The organism is Advenella sp. EE-W14 (assembly GCF_012923605.1).
GTDB lineage: Bacteria > Pseudomonadota > Gammaproteobacteria > Burkholderiales > Burkholderiaceae_B > Advenella > Advenella alkanexedens.
The window spans coordinates 97,009-115,479 of the sequence record NZ_JAAVNG010000008.1 but is presented as its reverse complement, the minus strand read 5'-3'; the positions used below and the strand labels follow the sequence as shown (position 1 = coordinate 115,479).

The 18,471-nt window shown below is 50.5% G+C and carries 18 protein-coding genes; 1 reads left to right on the top strand and 17 read right to left on the bottom strand.

From position 1 onward, the window contains the following. Nucleotides 1-12 precede the first annotated feature (12 nt). Nucleotides 13-867 (top strand): phosphoserine phosphatase SerB, encoded by an 855-nt coding sequence (gene serB, locus HCX92_RS06120; RefSeq protein WP_169294055.1) that lies wholly within the window; start codon nucleotides 13-15, stop codon nucleotides 865-867. A 299-nt stretch (nucleotides 868-1,166) separates the two neighbouring features. Here serB and HCX92_RS06115 read toward each other — a convergent pair whose 3' ends face one another. From HCX92_RS06115 to HCX92_RS06035, 17 genes are all read right to left on the bottom strand, one after another. Further along, nucleotides 1,167-1,664, bottom strand: coding sequence for a DUF2818 family protein (locus HCX92_RS06115; protein WP_169294054.1), 498 nt, complete (start codon nucleotides 1,662-1,664; stop codon nucleotides 1,167-1,169). 10 nt (nucleotides 1,665-1,674) lie between these two features. Then, nucleotides 1,675-3,159: an NADH-quinone oxidoreductase subunit NuoN gene (gene nuoN, locus HCX92_RS06110; RefSeq protein ID WP_169294053.1), complete on the bottom strand. Its 1,485-nt coding sequence runs from the start codon at nucleotides 3,157-3,159 to the stop codon at nucleotides 1,675-1,677. Nucleotides 3,160-3,168: 9 nt separating this feature from the next. After that, nucleotides 3,169-4,650, bottom strand: coding sequence for an NADH-quinone oxidoreductase subunit M (locus HCX92_RS06105; protein WP_169294052.1), 1,482 nt, complete (start codon nucleotides 4,648-4,650; stop codon nucleotides 3,169-3,171). Between the two features lie 10 nt (nucleotides 4,651-4,660). After that, entirely contained in the window at nucleotides 4,661-6,670 is a 2,010-nt protein-coding gene (nuoL, locus tag HCX92_RS06100; RefSeq protein WP_169294051.1) for an NADH-quinone oxidoreductase subunit L, read from the bottom strand. 13 nt (nucleotides 6,671-6,683) lie between these two features. Continuing rightward, nucleotides 6,684-7,010, bottom strand: a complete 327-nt coding sequence (nuoK, locus tag HCX92_RS06095; protein WP_169294050.1) for an NADH-quinone oxidoreductase subunit NuoK — start codon at nucleotides 7,008-7,010, stop codon at nucleotides 6,684-6,686. Further along, on the bottom strand, nucleotides 7,007-7,633 hold the full coding sequence (locus HCX92_RS06090) for an NADH-quinone oxidoreductase subunit J (protein ID WP_169294049.1): 627 nt from the start codon (nucleotides 7,631-7,633) through the stop codon (nucleotides 7,007-7,009). The genes nuoK and HCX92_RS06090 overlap by 4 nt, the downstream gene beginning before the upstream one ends. A gap of 18 nt (nucleotides 7,634-7,651) precedes the next feature. Next, a complete protein-coding gene (gene nuoI / locus HCX92_RS06085; protein WP_169294048.1) occupies nucleotides 7,652-8,140 on the bottom strand; it encodes an NADH-quinone oxidoreductase subunit NuoI in 489 nt (162 codons plus the stop codon). A 14-nt stretch (nucleotides 8,141-8,154) separates the two neighbouring features. Next, complete coding sequence (gene nuoH, locus HCX92_RS06080) at nucleotides 8,155-9,249, bottom strand: NADH-quinone oxidoreductase subunit NuoH (RefSeq protein WP_169294047.1); 1,095 nt, start codon at nucleotides 9,247-9,249, stop codon at nucleotides 8,155-8,157. After that, on the bottom strand, nucleotides 9,249-11,558 hold the full coding sequence (nuoG, locus tag HCX92_RS06075) for an NADH-quinone oxidoreductase subunit NuoG (protein WP_169294046.1): 2,310 nt from the start codon (nucleotides 11,556-11,558) through the stop codon (nucleotides 9,249-9,251). The genes nuoH and nuoG overlap by 1 nt, the downstream gene beginning before the upstream one ends. Before the next feature lie 9 nt (nucleotides 11,559-11,567). Further along, on the bottom strand, nucleotides 11,568-12,926 hold the full coding sequence (nuoF, locus tag HCX92_RS06070; RefSeq protein ID WP_169294045.1) for an NADH-quinone oxidoreductase subunit NuoF: 1,359 nt from the start codon (nucleotides 12,924-12,926) through the stop codon (nucleotides 11,568-11,570). Further along, nucleotides 12,923-13,414 carry an NADH-quinone oxidoreductase subunit NuoE gene (gene nuoE, locus HCX92_RS06065; RefSeq protein ID WP_169294044.1) on the bottom strand — a complete coding sequence of 164 codons (492 nt, stop codon included), beginning with the start codon at nucleotides 13,412-13,414 and terminating at the stop codon, nucleotides 12,923-12,925. The genes nuoF and nuoE overlap by 4 nt, the downstream gene beginning before the upstream one ends. A 26-nt stretch (nucleotides 13,415-13,440) precedes the next feature. Further along, nucleotides 13,441-14,697 carry an NADH-quinone oxidoreductase subunit D gene (locus tag HCX92_RS06060; RefSeq protein WP_169294043.1) on the bottom strand — a complete coding sequence of 419 codons (1,257 nt, stop codon included), beginning with the start codon at nucleotides 14,695-14,697 and terminating at the stop codon, nucleotides 13,441-13,443. Nucleotide 14,698: 1 nt separating this feature from the next. Next, nucleotides 14,699-15,307 (bottom strand): NADH-quinone oxidoreductase subunit C, encoded by a 609-nt coding sequence (locus HCX92_RS06055; protein WP_169294042.1) that lies wholly within the window; start codon nucleotides 15,305-15,307, stop codon nucleotides 14,699-14,701. Between the two features lie 32 nt (nucleotides 15,308-15,339). After that, a complete protein-coding gene (locus HCX92_RS06050; RefSeq protein WP_169294041.1) occupies nucleotides 15,340-15,825 on the bottom strand; it encodes an NADH-quinone oxidoreductase subunit B family protein in 486 nt (161 codons plus the stop codon). A 21-nt stretch (nucleotides 15,826-15,846) separates the two neighbouring features. Further along, nucleotides 15,847-16,206: an NADH-quinone oxidoreductase subunit A gene (locus HCX92_RS06045; RefSeq protein WP_169294040.1), complete on the bottom strand. Its 360-nt coding sequence runs from the start codon at nucleotides 16,204-16,206 to the stop codon at nucleotides 15,847-15,849. A gap of 187 nt (nucleotides 16,207-16,393) precedes the next feature. Then, on the bottom strand, nucleotides 16,394-16,774 hold the full coding sequence (locus HCX92_RS06040) for a porin (RefSeq protein ID WP_169294039.1): 381 nt from the start codon (nucleotides 16,772-16,774) through the stop codon (nucleotides 16,394-16,396). Nucleotides 16,775-17,156: 382 nt separating this feature from the next. After that, nucleotides 17,157-18,368 (bottom strand): porin, encoded by a 1,212-nt coding sequence (locus HCX92_RS06035; protein ID WP_169294038.1) that lies wholly within the window; start codon nucleotides 18,366-18,368, stop codon nucleotides 17,157-17,159. Between the last annotated feature and the right edge of the window lie 103 nt (nucleotides 18,369-18,471).

The window sequence follows — 18,471 nt, the reverse complement described above, 5'->3', positions numbered from 1 at the left end:
TTAATCCAAACCATGACCACACACCTTATCCTGCAAACTTCAAGCATTCTTGGCAACCTGATTGAACATGCTGCCGCCATTTCAAGCGCCAATGGCATTCATCACATCAACAGCTGCGCTGCCCGCCTGATCGACGTGGATCCCGCCAGCCGTGAAGAAATCATGCAATGGGCAGCCGCCAACCGGGTGGATACGGCTTTCATCAATGATTACAAACCTCTTACCAAGATGAAAGTGCTGGCCATGGATATGGACTCTACCTTGATTAACATTGAGTGCATTGACGAAATTGCCGATATGGCCGGACGCAAGCAACAGGTGTCGGCCATTACCGAAGCAGCCATGCGGGGTGAAATCAAGGATTTTTCAGAAAGCCTGCGTCGTCGGGTGGCCTTGCTCGAAGGCGTACCGGCCAGTGCGCTTGAAAAAGTGTATGAAGAACGCTTGCGCCTGAATCCCGGCGCGGAAAAACTGGTCCAGGGTGCACAAGCGGCCGGCCTGAAAGTATTGCTGGTGTCCGGCGGCTTTACATTCTTTACCGAAAGGCTGCAGGCACGGTTGGGGCTTGATGAGATTCATGCCAATACGCTGGAGATTGAAAACGGTGTGTTAACCGGCCACGTGCTGGGAGATATTGTAGATGGCCAGGCCAAGGCAAATTTCCTGAAAGCGCTGGCAGAAAAAGAAAATGCCCTGCCCGAGCAATGCATTGCCATGGGTGATGGTGCGAATGACCTGATTATGATGGGCCATGCGGCTTATTCAGTGGCTTACCGGGCAAAACCGGTGGTGCAGGCACAGGCGGCTTTCAGCATTAATTATTCGGGGCTGGATGCGGTGCTGAATTATTTTAAACAGGATGCCTGAAGCACCTCGTTATACGCTGGTTTCCTTAAACAGGTATAAGGGGTATTGCCCCCCTATTGGGGGTGCGATTCTGCCCGCAGGGCGGTTGGAGCAACACCAATAGGGGCAATACCCCGCTTTATAACGAAGCCGAAGCCACTACCCCAGCCTATCCCGTTTCATCACAAACCCAAAATCCTGGCTTTGGCCTCACCCTAATTATTATGATAGGGTACACGGCCAGTTCCGTTTTGTACTAAAAAAGCCTGGCTATTTGCATAACCAGGCTTTTTCATGAAATACTTCCGTATATCACAATCTTAAACGTGTTTTTTGGGGTGCCGCAATAAATGCCGGAACACAAATCCCGGATAGGCCATCACGACATACAAACAGGCAAAAATGGCCCAGAACTCCCAACCCTGGGCAATCGGATTGGTATAGTAAGCCTCTAGTGCAAAACCCACGGCAGCAACCACAAAGAAAAACACGGTCACTTCAATAAGCCGGTTTACAAAGGTTTTGACTTTAAGACTTTGGGCCATTACCTGCCCTGGCAGATAAACACCACCCACTATCAAGGCCACACCCACCGCCAGCATCAGGGTATCAGAAGCAGGCCGTGACAGCAAATAACAACCCGCCCCTACCGCCACATAAGCCAACAAGGCCCGCAAGAAATAAAACAGGCCATTTTTATCAGGTTCACCCTGCTGCTTCCACGGCACGAAAGCAAACGCCCTTTCAGTCAGAAATGGCAACAATGCCGTGGCAAAAGCCAGAAGAATCAGTAACCAAATGGCAGAAGCAGGAAACATATGCAGAACCCTAGAATTTCAGTGAGGCGTCAATCACCTGCACACACAATGTCATTAAACCGCCAGGCAAGATGCCCAACAGGATAATAAGCAATACGTTGACAGACATGACACCACTACGGAAAGACAGTTGGTTGCCAATAACCGGTGCATCGGCTGCCGGTTCGTCAAAGTACATGACCTTGACCACGCGCAGGTAGTAGAACGCACCAATTAACGAGAACAGAATGGCAATAATGGACAGAGACAGGTAACCGGCGGCAATCGCTGCCTGCAGGACAACCAGTTTCGCATAGAAACCAACCAGCGGGGGAATACCAGCCAATGAGAACATCAGGACAAGAACCCCGAATGCCATCATTGGACTGCGGCGATTAAGACCTTTCAGGTCACTGATTTCCTCGCACTCAAAACCCTGACGGCTAAGTAGCAGGATAATGCCAAAGCTGGCCAGCGTGGTCAACACATAGGTAATCATGTAAAACACGGCTGAACCGTAAGCACCAATCGCCAGGGTACCGTTGGCATTCACGCCAGACAGCAGCCCAAGCAGCACAAAACCCACGTGCGAAATGGTGGAGTAAGCCAGCATACGCTTGAAGTTGGTTTGCATGATGGCAGTCAGGTTACCGATAGCCAATGACAATACAGCCAGGATCACCAGCATTTGTTGCCAGCTTTCGGCCAGGCCGTGCAGACCCTCAATCAGGAAGCGCAACACCATGGCCAGTGCAGCCAGTTTGGGGGCAGCACCAATAGTCAAGGTGATCGCGGTAGGCGCACCCATGTACACGTCAGGGAGCCACATGTGGAAAGGCACGGCACCCAGCTTGAACGCCAGGCCGCAAACCACAAACACCGTACCCAGTACCATGGCCATATAGCTGACATTACCGGACTTGATCACCTCGGCAACACCTGCCAGGTCGATATGACCGGTGGCACCGTAAACCATGGAAATACCATACAGCATGAAACCGGAGGCCAGTGAACCCAGCACGAAATATTTCATGGCTGACTCAACCGCAACCAGTGAATCACGACGAACGGCAACCAGTGCATACAGAGCCAATGACATCAACTCCAGACCCAGATAAATGGTAAGCATGCTGGATGCTGAAATCATGACCATCTGACCGACCAGGGCAAACAGGGTCAAGGAATAAAGCTCTCCTCCCTTGACCATGTCACGATCAATCACGTATTGACGGCTGTAAATCAGTGTCACCATGACTGCCAGGTATGACGCCACTTTCAGAAGGTGCGCAAGAGGATCGGTAACGTAGTGACCATAGAAAGTTTGGCCAGCGACACCGGCATTCCACTGGTACAGTGACACCAAAGTGACAATGACCAGTGCGCCCAGCGAGAGAACGTAGGTAAGTGACCTGTTTTTGGAAGGAATGAACACATCCACCAGCAGGATCAGCGTTGCCAGGACACTTAATGTAATCTCCGGCAAGGCGAGTGCAAAATTAAATTGATTTTCCATCATTGTCCAGACTTACAGTTTAGAAATTGCAACATGCTCCAACAATTGTTGGAGAGAAACGTGCATCACATCGGTGAAGGGTTTCGGATGAATACCCATGTACAGCACAAAAACAGCCAGCAAGCCCAGAATCAGGAATTCGCGGCAATTGATGTCTTTCAATTCACGGACATGGTCATGTTTGATTTCGCCATAAGCCACACGTTTGACCATCCAGAGGGAATACGATGCACCCCATAATAAAGCGGTTGCAGTCAGCAAACCAATCCAGAAGTTGAATTCGACGGCACCCAGGATAACCAGGAATTCGCCGATAAAACCGCTGGTGGCTGGCAGGCCGGCATTCGCCATGGAAAACAGCACAAAGAAGGTCACGAATTTGGGCATTACATTGACCACGCCACCGTAATCGGAAATCTGGCGACTGTGTACGCGGTCATACAGCACCCCGATACACATGAACATGGCACCAGAAACGAAACCGTGGGAAATCATCTGAACCACAGCACCTTCAAGACCGGTCACGTTGAACATGAAAAAGCCCAGTGTGACAAAACCCATGTGAGCAACCGATGAGTAAGCCACCAGTTTTTTCATGTCATCCTGAACAATCGCCACCAGACCAATATAGATAACCGCAATCAGGGACAGGGCTATCATGATGCCGGCCAGGCTTTGTGAGGCATCAGGGGCAATCGGCAAGGAAAAGCGCAGGAAGCCGTAGGCACCCAGCTTCAGCATGATGGCCGCCAGTACGATAGAACCACCGGTAGGTGCTTCAACGTGGGCATCGGGCAACCAGGTATGAACCGGCCACATGGGTACCTTCACGGCAAAAGCGGCAAACAAAGCGATAAAGATCAATACCTGTGGTGTATAACCCAGTTTGGCAGCCTGCCAGGCGGCGATATCAAAGGTACCGGTAACGGTATACAGATAGATAAACGCAACCAAAGTAAGCAGTGAACCCAGCAAGGTATACAGGAAAAACTTGAAGGCGGCATAAACGCGGTTGGGGCCACCCCAGACACCGATAATGATATACATCGGTATCAGGGTTGCCTCAAAGAACACGTAGAACAGCAAACCGTCAAGCGCCACAAACACGCCCACCATAAGACCTGACAAAATCAGGAAGGCAGCCATGTATTGGGCAACACGATTGGTAATGACTTCCCAGCCGGCCAGCACCACAATGATAGTGATGAAAGCGGTTAACAGCACAAACCAGATGGAAATGCCGTCAACCCCCAAATGGTAGGAAGCGTTGAATGCCGCAATCCAGGAAATATTCTCAACGAACTGCATATTGGCCGTTGATGAATCGAACCCGAAATAAATGGGCAGGGTAACCAGAAAACTGACGATAGCGCCAACCAGAGCCATCTTGCGAGTATAGTCGGCCCGGTCATCTCGACCGAAGATCAACACCAGTATACCCGCAATAATTGGCACGAATATCGACAAGGAAAGCCAAGGAATAGTAGTAGTCATTTCGCCCATCTTAGTTTACCAGCACAAAGAAAGTAATTAATGCAATCACGCCAGCAATCATCGCAAACGCGTAGTGATAGATATAGCCGGACTGCAAGTAGCGGCTGACGGCGGCAATCCAGCCTACCAGCCTTGTACTTCCACCAATAATTGCGCCATCAATAATACCTTTATCACCCACTTTCCAGAAAACGCCACCCAGGCCACGAACGGCACGGGCAATCACGTTTTCATTGAACCAGTCAGCATAATATTTGTTTTCCAGAATACGGTTGATACCGGAAAATGCCTGATACACCTTGGCTGGAAGCTTGGGATTAACGATATAGCAATACCAGGCAGTCACCAGACCGGCAATCATCAGCCAGAACGGAGCTGTTTGGAAAGCATGCAGGCCATAGGCAAGCCAACCGTGGAAATGACTGGCCAATTCCGCCATGGCGGGATGGTCAGGGGAAATCACGATGGCATCACCAAAGAAGCCTTTGAACAGCATTGGATCAATAGCCCAGGCACCGACAAAGATGGATGGGACCGCCAACAGGATCAGCGGCAAGGTAACCACCCATGGCGATTCGTGTGGAACGCCACCGTGATGACCATGATCATCATGTTTCTTGCCATGTGCAGGCTTGGTATTGAAACGCTCTTTTCCATGGAAAACCAGGAAATAAAGACGGAATGAATACAGTGAAGTGACAAACACACCGATGAGCGTAGACCAGTAAGCAAAATTGGCGCCCCAGACATTGGCCAGACCAGCCGCTTCAATCACGTTCTCTTTAGAGTAGAAACCGGAGAAAAACGGGGTACCGACCAGTGACAGCGTACCAATCAGGAAAGTAATCCAGGTGATGGGCATGTATTTACGCAGCCCACCCATGTTACGGATATCCTGGTCATGGTGCATGCCGATAATGACAGAACCAGCGCCAAGGAATAACAGGGCCTTGAAAAAGGCGTGTGTCATCAAGTGGAAAATAGCCACGGGATAGGCTGACGCACCCAATGCCACGGTCATGTAACCCAGCTGTGACAGGGTCGAGTAAGCCACCACACGCTTGATATCGGTTTGGATGATACCCAGGATACCCAGGAACAGCGCACCGATACTGCCGATCACGATAATGAATGACAAGGCGGTTGAAGACAGCTCGAACAAGGGAGAAAACCGGGCAACCATAAAGATACCGGCCGTCACCATGGTCGCCGCGTGAATCAGGGCGGAAATGGGGGTAGGACCTTCCATGGAGTCGGGCAGCCAGGAATGCAAAGGCACCTGGGCGGATTTACCCATTGCACCAATGAACAGGCAGATGCAGGCAACCGTGAGCAGTTTCCAGTCGGTACCCGGGAAAATCAGGGCATCCAGGGAGTCTGCCTGAGCGAAAATTTCCGAATAACGCATGGAACCGGTATAGGCAAACAACAGGCCGATACCCAATACAAAACCGAAGTCACCCACACGGTTCATGATGAACGCTTTCATGTTGGCGAAAATGGCGGTGTCACGGGTAAACCAGAAACCGATCAGCAGGTAAGAAACCAGGCCCACTGCTTCCCAGCCAAAGAACAGCTGCAGCATATTGTTGGACATGACCAGCATCAGCATTGAGAAAGTAAACAATGAGATGTAGGAAAAGAAGCGCTGGTAACCCGGATCATCAACCATATAGCCAATGGTATAAATATGCACCATAAGCGAAACGGAAGTGACCACCACCATCATCAGGGCGGTTAACGGGTCAATCAGGAAGCCGACTTCAAACACCTTGGTGCCAACCAGGGTCCAGGTATAAATGGCCTGGTCATAATAAGCACCGTTAACGGCTACTTCATACAAGGTATAAAGCGAGCCAAGGAAAGAAATGGCAACAAGCAGGATCGTCAGGCTGTGCGCACCCTTGCGACTGACCGAACGTCCGAAAAATCCTGTGCCAAAAAGACCGGTAATCACGGCACCTGCGAGCGGCGCCAGCGCGATCAGCAATAAAAAGGCACTAGAGAATGTTGGTGTCATGCTGTAATTCCCCTTACCCTTTCAAACGACCGACGTCGTCAACATTAATGGAATTGATTCTGCGGAACAACAGGACCAGGATAGCCAGGCCGATTGCGGCCTCGGCGGCGGCAACGGTCAGGATAAAGAACACGAAGATCTGTCCTGACGTTTCGGGCAAGCCATTGGCACCCGGATTCCACATGGAAAATGCCACGAAATTGATATTCACCGACAACAGCATAAGCTCGATGGACATCAAAAGACTAATAAGATTACGGCGATTCAGAAAAACACCAAATACGCCCAGGGCAAACATGATTGCCCCCAAAATCAGATAATGTGCCAAAGTTAGCGTCATTCTGAATCCCCTTCTTTTACTGGCGCAGCTTCTTCTTTTTCAGATTTCATGCTGACAAGTCTTACGCGGTCTGCGGCATTGACATGCAGCTGATCACTGGCAACAACGTATTTTCTATTGCGACGTTCACGCAGGGTAAGTGCAATGGCTGAAATCATGCCAACCAACAGCACCAGTCCACCCACCTGAATCGGGAATGAATACTCGCTGTACATCGCCACACCCAGCTCAAGCGTGTTGTTATAGGAATCGGGCAAGGCAACCGGATCACCCGAACCGTAGTACACCGTACCCAGCACAAAGGCAATTTCCAGAACCATAATGCCACCGACCACCAGACCCAAAGGCAGGTAAGTACGGAAACCGGCACGCAAGGCCTCGGGCACCACGTCAATCATCATGACCACAAACAGGAACATGACCATCACGGCACCCACGTAAATCACAATCAGCACCAGGCCCAGGAATTCTGCGCCGATCAGAATCCACAGCAAAGCTGCTGTCACAAAAGACAGAATCAGATGCAAAACAGCCGTAACGGGACTGCGCGAAGTAATCACCCGCGCACCGGCCACCACCAGGATCGCGGCCAATATATAGAACAAAACAGTAGTAAAAGTCATAGTTTGCTCACCTGCCGATTATCTGTAGGGCGCATCGGTTGCACGACGTGCAGCGATCTCGGATTCATATTTATCACCTACTGCAAGCAACATATCTTTGGTGAAATACAGATCGCCCCGTTTCTCACCGTGGTATTCGTGGATATGGGTTTCCACGATGGAATCCACCGGACAGCTTTCTTCACAAAAACCGCAGAAGATACATTTGGTTAAGTCAATATCGTAGCGCGTGGTGCGACGTGTTCCATCGTCACGCTCTTCGGATTCGATAGTAATGGCCATCGCAGGACACACGGCCTCGCACAGTTTACAGGCAATACAGCGCTCTTCACCGTTGGGATAACGGCGCAACGCATGCAAACCCCGAAAACGTGGAGACATGGGCGTTTTCTCGTGAGGATAACGCAGTGTAATCTTGCGCTTGAAGAAATACCTGCCGGTCAGGGCCATTCCCTTTAACATCTCGGTCAGCATGAAACTGCCGAAGAAATCTTTAATAGCACTCATAATTTTCTTCTAGCCTATTTCCAAATATTGAACGGTGTCTGCATCCAGATGGCAACAATCAGGAACCATACACCCGTTAATGGAAGGAAGATCTTCCAGCCCAGACGCATGATCTGGTCATAACGATAGCGGGGAAACGAAGCCCGGAACCAAATAAAGAAAGACACGACAAAGAATGTTTTAAGACCCAGCCACAACCAGCCTGGCACCCAGGTAAACGGAGCGAAATCCAGCGGAGATGACCAGCCGCCCAGGAACATGATGGAAGCCATGGCTGACAACAGAATCATGTTGGCATACTCAGCCAGGAAGAACATGGCAAAACCCATACCAGAGTATTCCACCATGTGACCGGCCACAATTTCAGACTCACCCTCGACCACGTCAAAGGGATGACGGCAGGTTTCGGCAACCGTTGAAATCACATACACCACAAACAGGGGCAACAGGGGCAACCAGTTCCATGACAGGAAAGTCAGGCCACGATCGGCAAACCAGCCACTTAATTGACCCTGCACGATACCATTCATGTTTAAAGTACCTGATACCAGCAGCACGGTAACCAGCACGACACCCATACCCAGTTCATAGGAAATCATTTGTGCCGAAGCACGCATGGCACCCAAAAACGGATATTTGGAGTTGGATGACCAGCCCGCGATAATAACGCCATAAACACCCAGTGAGGTAATGGCCATGACATACAGCAAGCCGGCATTGATGTTGGCCAGTACGGTTTCAGGGCCAAAAGGAATAACGGCCCATGCTGCCAGTGCCGGCAGCAAAGTCATGACAGGTGCCAGAATATAAAGCACCTTGTTGGATTTTTCAGGAACAATGACTTCTTTGGTAAGAAGCTTGAACACGTCCGCAAAAGGCTGCAACAATCCGCCGGGACCCACGCGGTTGGGACCACGACGAACGTGCATGTAACCAATCATGCGGCGTTCCCACAAAGTCAGGAAAGCCACACAGATAATGATTGGCAGGGCAATAATCAGGATTTTGATGATTGACCACAACACCAGCCACGGTGTTGCACCGATCAGACCGGCGCCCCAGGCATCAAATGCGGCAACGCCATCAGTGAACCAAGACCAGATATCCATTAGACGCGCTCCACAGTAAGTTGAGCAAAGGCACTACCCAATGCTGCTGTTTGTTCGAATGCGTGGGAAATACGCACAGTATTATTGACCAGCGTGTCGTCTTGCTGAACTTCAAGCGTCACTTCGCCACTGGCAGATTTCACTTTTACCTGATTGCCTGCCACCAGTGCCAAAGAGCCCATGGTTTCCGCATTCATGCGGGCCTTGGGAGCGGCACTTGCCGGAGACTGCTGCAAGGATTCGGCACGACGAACAATCGCATCGGTACGATAGATAGGCACATCAGCCACACGCTCAAGACCGACCGGCGCCACGGCAGACGCCTTGGGCGCTGCAATGACCTTGTTATCCAGGCGTGCTGTATAGCCATTTTGCAGTACTGCATCACGGATGGTTTCGGAGGTTTCGTCTTCGAAGTCGGACAACTTGAGAAGATTACCCAATACACGCAGCACTTTCCAGCCTGGGCGGCTTTGGCCTTTTCCGGCAACTACGCCCTTGAAGCTTTGCGCCCGGCCTTCGGCATTGACAAACGTACCGGAAGTTTCGGTGAACGGTGCCACCGGCAACATGATACGTGCCCAATCCTGGGCGGCCGATTTGTAAGGTGTTAATGCAATGGAGAAAGCATTGACCAGCATTTCCTGGGCCTTGGGACCATTGTCACAGTCAAGCTTGGGTTCGGCATGCAACACAATAAATGCCTTCAGCTGGTTTTGCAGCATCTTGGGCAGATTCATACCGTTTTCTTTGGCTACGGCACCTGCCAGATAACCACCCACCGTATTGGCACCGGCGGTTAAAAAGCCCAACCTGGCGTTAATGCCATCGGCAACCACTTGTGCATGAGCGGCAATATTGGAAGCGTCGGGTGCTGAAACCGCCGTATTACCCAGCAGTACCGCACTATTGCTGCCACTTGCCAGAATCGCGGCAATTTTCTGGACAGGATCTTTTTCATCGGCCTGTGCACCCTCTTTTTGGGCGGCCAATGCATTACCCAGTTTTACCAGGGTAGCAGCAAGCTGACTGGGCGCCACGGTAAGACGGGCGGCCAGCGGGAACAGCGGATTATCGCCAAAGCTGTCGATAAACACGATCTGTGCACCCTTCTTGGCAGCCTGACGCAGACGCTGTGCAAACAAAGGATGATCTTTGCGCAGGGATGATCCCACCACCAGCACCCGATCAAGATTGTTGAGTTCCGCAATGGGCATGCCCAGCCATGGCACACCGTTTAATGCGGCTTCAAAACTGGCATCGTTCTGGCGCAGGCGAAAATCAATGTGTTCGGAACCCAGACCACGCACCAGACGTCCCAGCAAAGCCAGTTCCTCAACGGTTGCATACTCGGTTGCCAAAGCACCAATCTGACCAATACCCTGGGTTTCGTTGATACGGCCCAGTGCTTGTGCAGCCGCTGTTAACGCGTCATTCCAGGAAGCTTCACGCCATACGTTATCATCACCCTTGATCATGGGGGTTTGCAGACGGTCTTCGCTGCCCAGGCCTTCATAAGACCAGCGGTCTTTGTCGGTAATCCAGCATTCGTTGACGTCTTCATTTTCGAAAGGAACCACGCGCTTGACGTTGTCACCCTTGACCTGAACCACCAGGTTGCTGCCCACGCTATCGTGTGGACTGACAGAACGGCGACGGGCCAGTTCCCAGGTACGGGCCGTATAACGGAAAGGCCTGGAGGTAAGTGCACCGACCGGACAAACGTCAATCATGTTGCCGGACAGCTCGGACTCAATGGATTTGCCTACAAATGTGGTGATTTCAGAATGCTCACCACGGCCAACCATGCCCAGCTCCATAATGCCGCCCACTTCCTGGCCGAAACGGACACAACGCGTGCAATGAATGCAGCGGCTCATTTCCTCGGCGGAAATCAGGGGACCGACGTCTTTATGAAAAACCACACGTTTTTCTTCCTGATAGCGGGATTCGGACTGGCCATAACCCACGGACAAGTCCTGCAGCTGGCACTCTCCGCCCTGATCGCAGATGGGGCAATCAAGGGGGTGGTTGATCAGCAGGAATTCCATGACCGCCTTTTGTGCGGCAATCGCCTTGGCCGAACAGGTATGGACAACCATGCCCTGGGTAACCGGTGTGGCACATGCTGGCAACGCTTTGGGTGCTTTTTCCACTTCAACCAGGCACATGCGGCAGCTAGCTGCAATTGACAGTTTTTTGTGATAACAGAAATGCGGCACGTAGACCCCCAGTTCCTGGGCCGCATGCATAACCATGCTGCCTTCAGGTACTGATACGGGTTTGCCGTCTATGGTAAGTTCAACCATTGCTTTGACCTACAGATAGTGAGGAACCACACATTGCTTATGCTCGATGTGGTGCGCGAACTCATCGCGATAATGCTTTAAGAAACCGCGTACGGGCATTGCTGCCGCGTCGCCCAATGCACAAATTGTGCGTCCCATGATATTGCCGGCAACCGTATCAAGCATATCCAAATCTTCAGGACGACCCTGACCGTGTTCAATACGGTTGACAATACGATACAGCCAGCCGGTACCCTCACGGCATGGTGTGCACTGGCCACAGCTTTCTTCATAGTAGAAGTAAGACAGGCGCAGCAATGATTTGACCATGCAACGGGATTCATCCATGACGGTAACCGCACCCGAACCCAGCATTGAGCCGGCCTTGGCAATGGAGTCATAATCCATGGTGCAATCCATCATGATGTCGGCAGGCAGTACGGGAGCACTGGAACCGCCCGGAATAACCGCTTTCAGCTTGCGTCCGTTGCGCATGCCACCCGCCAGTTCAAGCAGGGTCGCAAACGGGGTACCCAAGGGAATTTCGTAAGTGCCGGGACGCTCTACGTCGCCAGTGATGGAAAACAGTTTGGTACCACCATTATTGGGCTTGCCCACTTCAAGGTATTGCTGCCCACCGTTACGGATAATCCAGGGCACGGCGGCAAACGTTTCAGTATTGTTAATGGTGGTAGGCTTGCCATACAGACCAAAGCTGGCGGGAAATGGCGGTTTAAAGCGCGGCTGCCCTTTCTTGCCTTCCAGGGATTCCAGCAAGGCGGTTTCTTCACCGCAGATATAGGCACCATAGCCATGATGGGCATGCAATTGGAAGCTGAAGCTGGAACCCAGGATGTTATCACCCAGGAAACCGGCCTTGCGGGCCTCTTCAAGCGCCTCTTCAAAGCGTTTGTAAATTTCAAAAATCTCGCCGTGGATGTAATTGTATCCAACGGAAATACCCATGGCATAAGCACCAATGGCCATGCCTTCAATCACCGCATGCGGATTGAAACGCAGAATGTCACGATCTTTAAAGGTGCCCGGCTCGCCTTCGTCCGAGTTACAGACCAGATATTTCTGGCCCGGGAACGTACGGGGCATGAAGCTCCATTTCAGACCGGTCGGAAAGCCTGCACCACCACGACCACGCAAGCCGGATGCCTTGATCTCGGCAATCACGTCTTCCTGGGACATACCGGTCGTGAGGATTTTGCGCAAGGCTTCATAACCGCCCCGTTTCACATAATCTTCAAGATGCCAGTTCTCACCATTGATACCATCAAGGATTTGCGGTTTGATATGACGTCCGTGCAGAGCCATGCTGTTTGACAGGTCATTGCCCGGATTGGCAATCAAACCGTGGGAGTATTTATCCAGAAAACTCATGCCTTTGCCTCCTTGATCAGATCGGCCAGCATTTCATCAATTTTTTCCTGTGACATGCGCACACACATATGGTGGTTATTGACCAGCAGAACGGGTGAATCACCGCAGGCGCCCATACATTCACCCTCTTTCAGGGTAATGGCGCCATCGGGGGTGGTTTCATTAAAACCGATGCCCAGCTTTTCTTTGATGTATTCAGCGGTTTTCACGCCATCACGCAGGGCACAGGGCAAATTGGTACATACCGTTACCTTGAATTTGCCAACGGGTTTCATCTCGAACATATTGTAAAAGGTGGCAACCTCTTGGACTGCAATGGGTTCCACCCCGATATAGCGGGCTACTTCGGCGACCAGATCGCTAGACAGCCAACCATGCTCTTCCTGCGCAATGCGAAGGGAGGACATGATGGCAGACGAACGCTGATCGGCGGGATACTTTGCCAGCTCTTTATCAATCTTTGTATAAGCCTGTTCAGAAAGCAACATTTTTACTATCCAGTTATTCGCCAGTATTAGCGATCAATTTCACCGAACACGATATCTTGTGTACCGATAATGGTTACGGCATCAGCCAGCATGTGACCACGAGACATTTCATCAAGAGATTGCAGGTGGACAAAACCGGGAGCACGGATTTTAAGGCGATAAGGTTTGTTGGCGCCATCGGACACCATATAAATACCAAACTCGCCTTTAGGGTGCTCTACTGCAGAGTAAACCTCGCCAGCCGGCACCTGGAAGCCCTCAGAGAACAGCTTGAAATGGTGAATCAGCTCTTCCATGTTGGTCTTCATGCTTTCGCGCTTGGGCGGGGCAATTTTATGGTTTTCGGTAATGACCGGGCCCGGGTTGTTACGCAACCAGTGCACGCACTGGGCAATAATGCGGTTACTTTCACGCATTTCAGCCACACGCACCAGATAACGGTCGTAACAGTCGCCATTGACGCCAACCGGAATATCAAAATCCAGGCGGTCGTAAACTTCGTAGGGTTGTTTTTTACGCAAATCCCACTCGACCCCGGAACCACGCAGCATGGGACCTGTAAAGCCCAGGGCCTTGGCGCGTTCAGGCTCAACCACACCGATACCCACCAGACGCTGTTTCCAGATACGGTTATCGGTAAGCAGTGTTTCGTATTCGTCGACACAGCCCGGAAAGCGTTTGGTAAATGCCTCGATGAAGTCAAGCAGCGAACCTTCGCGGTCTTCGTTCATTTGATTGATTTCACGCTTGCTGCGGTATTTGGTGTCCATGGTGTTTTTGGGCATGGTATCGGGCAGGTCACGATACACGCCACCGGGACGGTAATAAGCCGCGTGCATGCGGGCACCGGACACGGCTTCGTAGCAGTCCATGAGGTCTTCACGCTCACGGAATGCATACAGCATGACCGCCATGGCACCCACGTCAAGCGCATGCGTACCCACACTCATGAGGTGGTTCAGGATACGGGTGATTTCGTCGAACATGACGCGGATATACTGTGCACGCAGAGGTACTTCAAGACCCAACAGTTTTTCGATAGCCATGACATAAGCGTGTTCGTTACACATCATGGAAACGTAATCAAGGCGATCCATGTATGGCAGGGCTTGCAAATAGGTTTTATGTTCGGCCAGTTTTTCGGTGGCACGGTGCAGCAGGCCAATATGCGGATCAGCCCGCTGGATGACTTCGCCATTCAACTCAAGAATAAGACGGAGCACACCGTGAGCGGCCGGGTGCTGGGGGCCGAAGTTAAGGGTATAGTTTTTAATTTCTGACATTTTAACGTCCTGCTCCGTAACCTTCTTCACGAATGACCCTTGGTGTTATCTCACGGGGATCTATGGTAACCGGTTGATAAATGACACGTTTGGCTTCTTCGTCATAGCGCATTTCAACATGGCCCGACAAAGGGAAGTCTTTACGGAACGGGTGACCGATGAAGCCGTAGTCGGTAAGAATACGACGCAGATCGGGGTGGCCTTCAAAGACGATACCGAAGAGGTCGAAAGCTTCACGCTCGAACCAGCCCAGGCTGGGCCAGACGTTTACCAAAGAAGCCAGCACAGGAAATTCGTTATTGGGTACCCAGGCACGAATGCGCAGGCGCCAGTTATTGCTTAAGGACAGCAACTGAACGGCTACCGCAAAACGAGCAGGGAATGCTTCAGCGGCGTTAACGGCCGGTGCACCCCAGGTTGAGTAGTCGACACCGGCAAGGTCTATGGCGGTTTCAAAACCCAGCTCAGGCGTATCACGCAGGCGCGCACAGGTTTCTTGCCACTTATTGGCCGGGATTTCCAGGGTGAGCTCACCATGGGCTTCAATCAGCTTGAGCTGATCGCCCAGATGGGCAAGCACATTTTGTTTTAAAGTTTGTAAACGAGACATAGGATTTTCGTGAACCTTAGCTTGCCAACATCTTACGCTTCACGCGCAATGGTGTTGGTATGGCGGATTTTATTCTGCAATTGCAACATACCGTAGATGAGGGCCTCGGCTGTTGGCGGACAGCCCGGCACGTAGATATCAACCGGCACAATACGATCACAGCCCCGAACGACCGAGTAGGAATAGTGGTAATAACCACCACCATTGGCACAGGAGCCCATGGAAACAACCCAGCGGGGCTCGGCCATTTGATCATAAACTTTACGCAGAGGGGCCGCCATTTTATTGCAAAGGGTACCGGCCACGATCATGACGTCAGATTGACGGGGACTGGGGCGAAAAATGATACCGAACTGGTCAAGGTCATACCGTGCAGCACCGGCGTGCATCATTTCAACCGCACAGCAGGCCAGCCCGAAAGTGGCTGGCCACATGGAACCGGTTTTGGCCCAATTGATGACGGCATCTGCACTGGTAACCAGAAAGCCCTGTTTATTTAATACATTTTGATCAGACATAGTTTTTACACACCACTTGGATTAATCCCAGTCAAGTGCACCCTTTTTCCATTCATAAACAAAACCGGCAGTGAGGACTGCCAGGAACACAATGACGGTCCAGAAACCAACCAGGCCGACATGCCCGTTGGCAATAGCCCATGGGAAAAGATAGGCGATTTCAAGATCGAACAGAATAAACAGGATGGCGACAAGATAGTAACGCACGTCAAATTTCATGCGGGCATCTTCGAAAGCCTCAAATCCGCACTCGTAGGGTGAGTTTTTTTCAGGGTCTGGCCGGTTGGGGCCCAGAAAACGCCCCGCTAGCAACAGAAATGAACCCAAACCACCCGCAACGAGAATAAACAGCAACACTGGAAAATATTCAGCTAAATTCATGTTACGCAGCCACCTAAATTGAAAACTTGATTAAATTTCTTAAACCTTCTGATTGTAGCATTTCATGGGCAGGATGAAACCCAATGTATTAGGGAAAACGACATATTTCCTGTTTTTTCGTGTTTATAAAGAATATTTGCAAAACTACTTGACAGGGCAAGTAGTTTTTATTACTTGTCATTTTTAGCTACCCACCAATACCAATAACGCGGGTACCCCTGTCACGGCCACGGCGGCCGGTAGCAATATCAACATCTTCTTCCAGCTCAAAAAAGATGCGGTTGCCACCACCTATTTCATGAGATCCGCGCAGACCTATTTTACTGTCGTTTTTCAGACTGCTGCCAATGCTGCTGCTTTGGGAACGGATAGAGAACGGGGTGGATTGACCGGTATCGGGATGAGTGAAGTGGCCTTGGGTTTTGCTGGAGTGATAGCGGTAACCGCCATCAAGGGTGCCGTAGAGTTGGAGATCTGTGGCGTGAGCGATGGCGGGCAAGAACAAGAGAATGAGCATGCGACCTGCCAGACGCAAGGCATTTTTAGAAAGTGATAAAGTAGAAACCATGGTGAAAATTCCTGTTTCATGCAATGGGGAATACCTGCAGGCAAGTGAACATGAGCGTTTACATTGTTCTGCTTGTCTTGCTTTTCTTTAATTTTAGCACGGTGCGGTCAGTGCAGCCTCCTTTGCTCCGACGCCCCTGCGGGCCGAAGTCGCCGCAGGAGACTACACTGGCCACACCTTTTGCCTGTTTTTAGAAGGTACGGATAGGCCTGTTTTTTGTAGCAAGCTCCATTTTTGAAACCAACACGACATACTAGAAAAATCAAAAGCCAATTTAGAACTTAAGCAAGAAGCCTTAAAAACCAAGCGCCCATAAAAAAACCACCTGCATAAACAGGTGGTTTTTTAGCTTTTCAATTACACGGCTAAGCCATGCGATTGATTAGAAGCGGTGTTGCAAGCCCAGAACAACTTCTGTTGATTTCAGTTTAGCTTGGCCATCTAATTTGTAACCTAACACGCTGCTAGTTTTCAGTTTAGACTGACCATAAGAAGCAACTGCGTAAACGCTGGTGCGTTTGGACAGGCTATGCAGGTAACCCAAGTTGAAGATGTTGCTGGTGACTTTACCATCAAACAAATCTTTGTTTTTGATGTTGTTGCCAGTGTAAGAGAAATACACTTTACCAGCTTCGGTTACAGGAGCACTCAAGCCCAGCAACCATGATTTTTGACGATAGCCATCAACTGCGATGAAATCACCCAGGTAATCTACACCACCAACAAAATCTGGCAATGCAATATCTTCTGCCAAACCAATACCACCGATGGCGCCATCATTTTGCTGACCATACATCAAGTGCAGTTTAACAACGTCGAAGTCATAAGCAAAGCCCAGGTTCCATACTTTAACTTTAGTATCTACATCAGGTGTACCAGTAAATGTATTTTTAGTACGCAGGTAATCAAAAGAAGCACCTACTTGGATAGGGCCGTTATTGTAACCTAGGCCAAAAGTGAAACCATTTGATTTGTTTTCTGCATCCCAATCAGTACCGTAAGTATCGTTACGATATGTTTGTTTATTGTTATCACCAGTCCAACCCAGACCCAACTGGAAGCCTGAGAAGTTAGGAGTTACATATTTAACAACATTGTCATAACGGGCAGAAACGCTACCACCAAAGGCCGAACCAACAGCAGCCTGACCCCAGCCGGTACCGAATGGATCGATAGGAGCAACGAAGTCATCAGCAGCGTTGTACTGACGACCCAAAGTCAATGTACCCCAGCTTTCACCTGTCAAACCAACAATAGCTTTACGACCGAACAGGCGATCCCTGTTACCATCTCTTTGAGCTTGTGTACCGTTACCCAGATCGAAACCGCTTTCCAGTTGGAAAATGGCGCTGGTGCCATTACCCAGATCTTCTGTACCTTTCAGACCCCAACGGTTACCGTTTTTAACACCGTTTTTGAATTCGAAACCACGGTTTTTGAATGAACCGCTACCGAAATCGCCACTCCATGTGGTTTTTTGAGTATTGTAACCAACACCACCGTCGACCAGGCCGTACAGTGTTACTGATGTTTCTGCGTGAGCTGCGCTAGCAAAGCCAGCAACTAGAGCTGCAGTTAGCAAAGTCTTTTTCATTTGTTAAATCTCCGTAGATTTTGAGTGATCAGAGCAGCGATCAAGACATTATGTTCTACCGCTCTATAAAACTCCGCGAAGGGAAGTTGTAGTTATTGCACCA